Genomic DNA, 8,688 nt, shown 5'->3' on the forward strand with positions numbered 1-8,688 from the left:
GCAGCAGCAGCTCCAGATCGGAGAGGACGGCGACCGGGTCCTCGCCCTCCATCACGGCGTACGCCCGGAGCCCCGCGAGCAGCCGCCCCATCGCCGCGGTGGTCGCCGGTCCGCGACTTCGCCGGCCGCGCCGCATCCGCAGGACGCCGGTTCGCCGACTTCGAACGCCACCCGCAGCTCGCGCTGCTGCGCACCCGCGGCGACCACCCGCTGGACTGGCTGCTGGCCGGCCAGGGACTGGAGCGGGTGCTGCTGGAGGCGACGCGGCACGGGCTGCGGGCCTCCTTCGCCACCCAGGCGCTGGAGTGGCCCGAACTGCGCTGGCTGCTCCGCGACCCGCAGTCCGGGCCCGGGCACGTGCACATGGTGCTGCGGCTCGGCTACGGGCCGCCCGGCACCCCGACGCCGCGCCGCCCGCTGCGCGAGGTGCTCGCCGTCACCGACTGACGGCCGGCGCGGCGGGACGGGGGACGACGGCAGCACGGCCGGGCACCGGTCGGGGCGGCGGGACGGCGGGGCACGGTCGGGGCGACAGGACGACACGACGGAGGTGGCAGCGATGGACGGTCTCGCACCGGGCCGCGGCCTCGGGGACTTCCCGACGCGCCGGCCGGTGGTGGTCGGCGTCGACGGTACGGAAGGCGCCTTGCGCGCCGTGGAATGGGCCGCCCGGGAGGCGGACCGCACCGGGCGCCCGCTGCTGGTGGTGCGCGCGGTCCTCTGGAACGCGCGCGACACCGGAGAGCACCCGCTGACGGCCGCCACCGCCCGGGCCCGCCAGGTCGCCCCCGGCCTCCCCGTCCGGGCCACCACTCTGCGGGAGGACCCCGGCGACGCACTGCCGCACGCCGCGGCGCACGCCGCGCTTCTCACGGTGGGCACCGGCGGCCACCACGGTGTGCTGGCCGACATGCTGCGCGGGTCGGTGGGGCTCGCCGTCGCCAGCCGGGCCGACTGCCCGGTCGTGGTGGTCCCCGAGACCGTGGGGGAGCCGGTCGGCGGTCCCGGTCGGGCGCCCGAGGTGGTGCTGGGGGTCGGGGAACGCGACCACGCCGCCGCCGCGCGGTTCGCCGCCGAGGCCGCGGTCCGCCGCGGCTGCGCCCTGCGCGCCGTCGCGGCCTGGCAGTCCCCGCCGCTGGGCGTCGGCGACGTGCCGGTCGACGCCGCGGAGTGGCGCCTCGTCTACCGCGACCGCGCGGAACGGGCGCTCGACACCGCACTGGGGCCGGTGACCGCGACCCACCCCGGGCTCACCGTGCTCCGCCACACCGAGGAGGGCAACAGCTCGCACGCCCTGCTGACCGCGGCCGAGCGCGCCACCCTGCTGGTGGTCGGCGCCGGGCGGGAGGCCACCGGTCGGCCCGGGCCGCACCTGGGCGGGGTGGCCCGCTCGGTGCTGCACCGGGCACGCTGCCCGGTCGCCGTCGTCCCCGACACCGAGGCCGACGCCGCCGCCGGACCGGCCGCCGCCGAGGCGGCCTGAGCCCAGCCGGGGGCGGTGCCGCCACCAGGAACGGAGAGGCAGACAGCGCGCCCCTCTGGCGGCCCCGGCCGTGCCGTGCCGTCCCCGGCGCGTTCCCCGCCGCCGCTGCATAGACTTATGCAGGTGGACACGGCGAGTATGCGGTTGTTGGCCCTCTTCGAGGGGCACCGGCTCACCCCGACCCAGCGGCGGATCGCGCACTGCATGGTGCGGCAGGGGAGCGAGGCGGCGTTCCTGTCGAGCGTGGAACTGGCGGAGCTCGCGGGGGTGAGCCAGCCGTCCGTCACCCGCTTCGCGGTGGCGCTCGGCTTCGACGGCTACCCGGCGCTGCGCAGGAAACTGCGCGAGACGCTGCGCACGCCCACGGACCCCGCCGCCGGCTCGGCTGCCGCGTCGGCCGCCGCCGGGGGCGGCCCCGCGGAGCCCGCCGCGTCGGAGGCTCCGCCGCTCAACGCCCACCAGCAGGCGGTGCACGCGGAGATCGCCCATCTCCGGCAACTGGCCGACCTGCTCGCCGACGCCGGGCCGGTGGCCGAGGCCGGGCGGCGGCTCGCCGCCTCCCGCCCGCTCCCGGTCCTGGGGCTGCGGGCCGCCGCCGCGCAGGCGCGCGGGTTCTCCTACTTCGCCGCCAAGGTGCACCCCGACGTCCGCGTGCTCGACGAGGGCGGCACCATGCTCGCCGACCGACTCGACGCGGCCGTCGCCGCCGGGGCGACGGAGCTGCTCTGCTTCGCGCTGCCGCGCTACCCGGCGGAGGTCGCCGAGGCGCTGGACGTGGCGCGGGCGGCGGGGCTCGGCGTGGTCATCGTCGCGGACGGCGCGTTCGTCCCCGTCGTCCAGTCCGGGGACCTGCTGCTGCCGGCCGCCGTCGGGCGGGCGCTGACCTTCGACACCGCCTGCGCGCCGATGATGCTCGGCCGGGTGCTGCTGGAGACGATGTGCGACGCGCTGCCGCAGGCGCAGGCGCGGCTGGAGCGGTTCGACGCGCGGGCCGCGGAACGCGGGCTCTTCCTCGACTGAACCCCGGGGCGCCGAACGGCGCCGGTGCCGTCCGGCCCCGGCACCCTTCCGCCGCCACCACGCGACGGCAAGCTCTCCGCCGCGTTGTTGACTGGAACTATTCAGTCCGTAGAGTGAGTGAATACTACTCGTCAGGCACCGTCATCGGCCCGAGCTCCGCGGCCGCGGCACCCGCCCGGGCCACCGGACGCGCCCGCGCCCCGCCGGCCCGGACCGGCACCCGGGAGGCAGCGGCCATGTCAGGACCCCGACCCGTACGCGCCCCGCGCGGCAACCAGCTCACCACCCTCGGCTGGCAGCAGGAAGCCGCACTGCGGATGCTCCAGAACAACCTCGACCCCGAGGTCGCCGAACACCCCGACCAGCTCGTCGTCTACGGCGGCACCGGCCGCGCCGCCCGTGACTGGGCGTCCTACGACGCCATGGTCCGCACGCTGCGCACCCTCAGGCAGGACGAGACGATGCTCGTCCAGTCCGGCCGCCCCGTCGGCGTGCTCACCACCCACGAGTGGGCGCCGCGCGTGCTGCTCGCCAACTCCAACCTCGTCGGCGACTGGGCCAACTGGGAGGAGTTCCGCCGCCTGGAGCACCTCGGCCTCACCATGTACGGCCAGATGACCGCCGGCTCCTGGATCTACATCGGCACCCAGGGCATCCTCCAGGGCACCTACGAGACCTTCGCCGCCGTCGGCGCCGAACTCGCCCGCACCCGCGGCGGTGACGGCTCGCTGGCCGGGACCATCACCCTCACCGCCGGACTCGGCGGCATGGGCGGCGCCCAGCCGCTGGCCGTCACCATGAACGGCGGCGTCGCGCTCTGCATCGACTGCGACCCCCGCGCCATCGAGCGCCGCATCGAGCACCGCTACCTCGACGTCCGCGCCGACTCCCTGGAACACGCCCTCCGGCTCGCCACCGACGCCCGCGACAAGGGCGAACCGCTCTCCATCGGCGTGCTCGGCAACGCCGCCGACCTGCTGCCCCGGCTGCTGGCCGAGGGCGCGCCCATCGACATCGTCACCGACCAGACCAGCGCCCACGACCCGCTGGCCTACCTCCCCTCCGGCGTCGCCTTCGAGGACATGGCCTCCTACGCCGCCGAGAAGCCCGCCGACTTCACCAGCCGCGCCCGGGAGTCCATGGCCCGCCACGTGGAGGCCATGGTCGGCTTCCAGGACGCCGGGGCCGAGGTCTTCGACTACGGCAACTCCATCCGCGGCGAGGCGCAACTGGCCGGCTACACACGCGCCTTCGACTTCCCCGGCTTCGTCCCCGCCTACATCCGCCCGCTGTTCTGCGAGGGCAAGGGCCCGTTCCGGTGGGCCGCGCTCAGCGGCGACCCCGCCGACATCGCCGCCACCGACCGCGCGGTGCTGGAGCTGTTCCCCGAGAACGAGCGGCTGGCGCGGTGGATCCGGCTCGCGGGGGAGCGGGTCGCCTTCCAGGGGCTGCCCGCCCGCATCTGCTGGCTCGGTCAGGGCGAGCGCGACCGCGCAGGGGAGCGCTTCAACGACATGGTCGCCGCCGGCGAGATCAGCGCGCCGCTCGCCATCGGCCGCGACCACCTCGACACCGGTTCCGTCGCCTCCCCGTACCGCGAGACCGAGGCGATGGCCGACGGCTCCGACGCCATCGCCGACTGGCCGCTCCTCAACGCCATGGTCAACGTCGCCTCCGGCGCCTCCTGGGTCTCCATCCACCACGGCGGCGGCGTCGGCATGGGCCGCTCGCTCCACGCCGGTCAGGTCACGGTCGCCGACGGCACCCCGCTCGCGGGAGAGAAGATCCGCCGCGTCCTCACCAACGACCCGGGCACCGGGGTCATCCGCCACGTCGACGCCGGCTACCCCGAGGCCGAGGAGACCGCCCGCCGCGAGGGCGTCCGCATCCCGATGCGCGAGGGCGGCGCCCCGGCGCCCGGCGACGCCGCCGGCACCGGCGCGGGGGAGGCCGACCGATGAGCCCCGCCGGCTTCCACGAGATGTGGCGCGACCTGCTGCCGGTCGGCCGCGACACCAGCTCCGGCGGCTACCGCCGCTACGCCTGGACCGGCGCCGACACCGACTGCCGCGCCTGGTTCCGCGCCCAGGCGGAGGACCGCGGACTGCGGTACGAGACCGACCGCAACGGCAACCAGTGGGCCTGGCTCGGCGACCCGAACGGCCAGGACGCCGTCGTCACCGGCTCCCACCTCGACTCCGTCCCCGACGGCGGCGCCTTCGACGGGCCTCTCGGTGTGGTCTCCGCCTTCGCCGCCGTCGACGGCCTCCTCGCCCGCGGCGCCCGCCCCACCCGGCCCGTCGCCGTGGTCAACTTCGGCGACGAGGAGGGCGCCCGCTTCGGCCTCGCCTGCGTCGGCTCCCGCCTCAGCGCCGGACGGCTCACCCCCGAGGACGCCCGCCGGCTCACCGACGCCGACGGCACCACCCTCGCCACCGCGATGGAGCGCGCCGGCCACGACCCCGAGACGATCGGGCCCGACCCCGAACGCCTCGCCCGCATCGGCGCCTTCGTCGAACTCCACGTCGAGCAGGGCAGAGCCCTCGCCGACACCGACCACGCCGTCGGCGTCGCCTCCGCGATCTGGCCCCACGGCCGCTGGCGGTTCGACTTCCACGGCGAGGCCAACCACGCCGGCACCACCCGGCTGGCCGACCGCCACGACCCGATGCTCACCTACGCCAACACCGTCCTCGCCGCCCGCAAGAAGGCCCGGCTCGCCGGCGCGCTGGCCACCTTCGGCAAGGTCGGCGTCGAACCCAACGGCGTCAACGCCATCCCCTCGCTCGTCCGGGGCTGGCTCGACTCCCGCGCCGCCGACCAGGAGACGCTCGACCGGGTCGTCGCCGAGATCCGGGCCGCCGCCGAGGACCGCGGCGACCGCGACGGGGTGCGGGTCGAGGTCACCCGCGAATCCTTCACCCCCGTCGTGGAGTTCGACACCGCGCTGCGCGACCGGCTCGCCGCGGTCCTCGGCGGCGACCGCCCCCAGGAGGTGCCGGTCCTGCCCACCGGCGCCGGCCACGACGCCGGAATTCTGTCCTCCGAGCTCCCCAGCGCCATGATGTATGTGAGGAACCCGACCGGCGTCTCCCACTCGCCCGCCGAGAGCGCCGACGAGGACGACTGCACGGCCGGGGTCACCGCACTCACCGAGGTGCTGGAGGGACTCGCATGTCGCTGACCCCGCAGACCTACTGGGCCGAGCACGCCTGGATCGACCACGAGGTGCGGCCCGCCGTCCTCGTCGCCGCCGACGCGGACGGCCGCATCGACACCGTGACCCCCGGCGTCACCGAGCCACCGCCCGGCGCCGTACCGCTGCACGGGCTCACCCTCCCCGGACTCGCCAACGCCCACAGCCACGCCTTCCACCGGGCCCTGCGCGGCACCTCGCAGGCCGCGCCGCCCACCGGGCCCAGCCCCTCCGAGGGCGGCGCGGCCGGGAGCGGCTCCGACACCACCGGCAGCTTCTGGACCTGGCGCGAGACGATGTACGCGGTCGCCGACCGCCTCTCCCCGGACAGCTACCACGACCTCGCGCGGGCCGTGTACGCCGAGATGGCGCTCGCCGGCATCACCGCGGTCGGCGAGTTCCACTACCTGCACCACGCGCCCGGCGGCACCCGCTACCAGGACCCCAACGCCATGGGGGACGCCCTCGCCGCCGCCGCCACCGCCGCCGGTGTGCGCCTCACCCTGCTCGACACCTGCTACCTCTCCGCCGGGTTCGGCGCACCGCCCGGCCCCGTCCAGACCCGGTTCAGCGACGGCGACGCCCTCGCCTGGGCGCGGCGGGCCGACGCCCTCGACCCCGGCGGGGAGACCGTCGTCGGCGCCGCCGTCCACTCCGTGCGCGCCGTCCCCGCCGACCAGTTGGCGGTGGTCGGCGACTGGGCGCGCGGCCGGGGGGCGCCGCTCCACGTCCACCTCTCCGAACAGCCCGCCGAGAACGCCGACTGCCTCACCCACCACGGGCGCACGCCCACCCGGCTGCTCGCCGACCACGGCCTTCTCGGCCCGGCGACCACCGCCGTCCACGCCACCCACCTCACCGCGCACGACATCGACCTCCTCGGCTCCACCGCCACCGGCATCTGCATGTGCCCCACCACCGAACGGGACCTCGCCGACGGCATCGGGCCCGCCGTCGCGCTCCGCGACGCGGGCAGCCCGATCTCCCTCGGCAGCGACAGCCACGCCGTGATCGACCTGCTGGAGGAGGCACGCGCCGTCGAACTCGACGAGCGACTCCGCACCGGCCGCCGCGGTCACTGGACCGCCCACGAGCTGCTCACCGCCGCCACCCGCCACGGTCACGCCGCGCTCGGCCGGCCCGACGGCGGCCGGATCGCACCCGGCGCCCCCTGCGACCTGGCGACCGTCGCGCTCGACAGCGTCCGCACCGCGGGGACCCGCCCGCGCCTCGCCGCCGAGTCCGTCGTCTTCGCCGGGACGGCGGCCGACGTGCGCCACACCGTCGTCGGCGGCCGGCACATCGTCCGCGACGGCCTGCACCAGCTGGTGCCGCGCGTCCCCGAAGCCCTCACGGCCGCCGTGGAGGCGCTGCGCGGCTGATCCGCCGCCCCAGCCCGCCGACGGCCGCCCACCCACCGCCACGGAGACCACCGCGACGATGAGCGACACCCACCGCACCCCCGCCGACACCGGGGCCCCCGCAGGCCCCACCACCCTCGTCACCCACATCGCCCACCTCACCACCAACGACCCCTCCCACGGCACCGGACCCCTCGGCACGCTCCACGACGCCGCCCTCGTCATCGAGGGCGACCGCATCGCGTGGATCGGTGAATCCAGTAGAGCACCCGCTACTGACAGTCACGTGGACGCGGGTGGGCGCGCGGTCGTCCCCGGCTTCGTCGACTCCCACTCCCACCTGCTGTTCGCCGGCGACCGCACCGAGGAGTTCACCGCCCGCGCGACCGGCCGGCCCTACAGCGCCGGCGGCATCCGGACCACCGTCACCGCCACCCGCGCGGCCACCGACGAGGAGCTGGCGGCCACGCTCGACCGCCACCTCACCGAGATGGTCCGGCAGGGCACCACCACCACCGAGACCAAGTCCGGCTACGGCCTCACCGTCGCCGACGAGGCACGGGCGCTGCGCGTCGCCGCCTCCCGCACCGACGAGGTCACCTACCTCGGCGCGCACATCGTCGCCCCCGAGTACCGGGACGACCCGGACGGCTACGTCGCGCTGGTCACCGGAGCGATGCTCGACGCCTGCGCGCCCCACGCCCGATGGGTCGACGCCTTCTGCGAACGCGGGGCCTTCGACGGCGACCAGGCCCGCGCCGTCCTCACGGCGGGACGGGCCAAGGGGCTCACCCCCCGCGTCCACGCCAACCAGCTCGGACCCGGCCCCGGTGTGCGGATCGCCGTCGAGCTCGCCGCCGCATCCGCCGACCACTGCACCCACCTCGACGACGCCGACGTCGACGCCCTCGCCCAGGCCGCCACCGCGCCCGAACCGACCGTCGCGACGCTGCTCCCGGGGTGCGAGTTCTCCACCCGGTCGCCGTACCCCGACGCCCGGCGCCTGCTGGACGCCGGCGCCACGGTCGCCCTCTCCACGGACTGCAACCCCGGGTCGTCCTTCACCAGTTCGATGCCGTTCTGCATCGCCGTGGCGGTCCGGGAGATGGGCATGACCCCCGACGAGGCCCTGTGGTCGGCCACCGCCGGCGGCGCGGCCGCGCTGCGCCGCACCGACATCGGCACCCTGCGGCCGGGCGCCCGCGCGGACCTGGTGGTGCTCGACGCCCCCTCGCCCGTGCACCTGGCCTACCGGCCCGGCGTCCCGCTGGTCACCGACGTCTGGCAGGCGGGTCGGCACGCCTGGTCGCGGCGGGCCGACTGACCACGCCGCGCGGCCGCGGGCGCCGCGGCAAACCCGGCCGCCCGCCCGCGCTCGCCGCCGTGTGCACTCCGGCGCGCACGCCGGGGGGCCGGTCGACCGTGGGGTGACGGCTCGGGGCGCGTTGACCGCCTCGCTCGGTCGGGTGGGGCTCGGGCGTGCGCGCGCTCCGGAGTCGGCGCGGTGCCCCGCGGCGCGGGCTTCGCCGTCCGGGCGAGTAGCGCTTCCGGTGGAGGAGCGGGAGACCGTCCGGCGCTGGGCGGCGGCCGCTTCGGTCTGAGAGCGTGCGTGGGGCCCCGCCGCCGGG

General features: G+C 76.7%; 7 protein-coding genes. All 7 read left to right on the forward strand.

Annotation, left to right across the window (positions count from 1 at the left end; all coding sequences use genetic code 11):
• The first annotated feature begins 246 nt into the window (after positions 1-246).
• The 7 genes from HCN52_RS26425 (at position 247) to hutI (ending at position 8,384) form a co-directional block, all read left to right on the forward strand.
• The gene (locus HCN52_RS26425) at positions 247-447 is read left to right on the forward strand and encodes a hypothetical protein (protein ID WP_209314692.1); all 201 of its coding nucleotides are present in this window, start codon (positions 247-249) and stop codon (positions 445-447) included.
• A 112-nt stretch (positions 448-559) separates the two neighbouring features.
• The gene (locus HCN52_RS18165; RefSeq protein ID WP_168089509.1) at positions 560-1,483 is read left to right on the forward strand and encodes a universal stress protein; all 924 of its coding nucleotides are present in this window, start codon (positions 560-562) and stop codon (positions 1,481-1,483) included.
• Positions 1,484-1,600: 117 nt separating this feature from the next.
• Positions 1,601-2,503, forward strand: a complete 903-nt coding sequence (locus HCN52_RS18170; RefSeq protein WP_168089510.1) for a MurR/RpiR family transcriptional regulator — start codon at positions 1,601-1,603, stop codon at positions 2,501-2,503.
• A gap of 236 nt (positions 2,504-2,739) precedes the next feature.
• Positions 2,740-4,464, forward strand: coding sequence for a urocanate hydratase (gene hutU / locus HCN52_RS18175; protein ID WP_168089511.1), 1,725 nt, complete (start codon positions 2,740-2,742; stop codon positions 4,462-4,464).
• Complete coding sequence (locus tag HCN52_RS18180; protein WP_168089512.1) at positions 4,461-5,687, forward strand: allantoate amidohydrolase; 1,227 nt, start codon at positions 4,461-4,463, stop codon at positions 5,685-5,687. Before hutU ends, HCN52_RS18180 begins: the two co-directional genes overlap by 4 nt.
• Positions 5,678-7,081, forward strand: a complete 1,404-nt coding sequence (locus HCN52_RS18185; RefSeq protein ID WP_168089513.1) for a formimidoylglutamate deiminase — start codon at positions 5,678-5,680, stop codon at positions 7,079-7,081. The genes HCN52_RS18180 and HCN52_RS18185 overlap by 10 nt, the downstream gene beginning before the upstream one ends.
• A 58-nt stretch (positions 7,082-7,139) precedes the next feature.
• Positions 7,140-8,384 (forward strand): imidazolonepropionase, encoded by a 1,245-nt coding sequence (gene hutI, locus HCN52_RS18190; protein ID WP_168089514.1) that lies wholly within the window; start codon positions 7,140-7,142, stop codon positions 8,382-8,384.
• Positions 8,385-8,688: the final 304 nt, after the last annotated feature.

The organism is Streptomyces bohaiensis, assembly GCF_012033785.1.
Lineage (GTDB): Bacteria > Actinomycetota > Actinomycetes > Streptomycetales > Streptomycetaceae > Streptomyces > Streptomyces bohaiensis.